The organism is Telluria sp. AZSoR62 (assembly GCF_058111565.1).
On record NZ_JBYTST010000243.1, the window covers coordinates 1 to 294 of the forward strand.

The following is a 294-nucleotide window of genomic DNA, read 5'->3' on the forward strand; positions in this document are numbered from 1 at the left end:
GTCGTGGCAACGGGCAACCGGTCAAACAGCACCGGGAATTGCGTACCGCGCCACGCCGCCTGACTGCCGAAATACGAGGCCAGAATCCCCGCTGCCCGCTGCTCGCCCTGAGTCGGAGACGCTGCGAACACCATGGTCAGCACCGGCTCGTCATAGCCGCGTGGATCGTAGAAAGGCGTGGGGAAATACGCCAGATCGTTCTTGACGATCAGCGCCTGTTCTTTCAACGACACCAGGCTGGTGCGGCTGATATTGACCCACAGCGTGCTGTTGGAAGGGTCTTCGCAAATGTCG

The 294-nt window shown here is 60.9% G+C and carries 1 pseudogene; it reads right to left on the reverse strand.

Annotation, left to right across the window (positions count from 1 at the left end):
• A pseudogene (locus AC3XQU_RS23675) lies at nucleotides 1-294 on the reverse strand (cellulose biosynthesis cyclic di-GMP-binding regulatory protein BcsB); the annotation flags it as partial.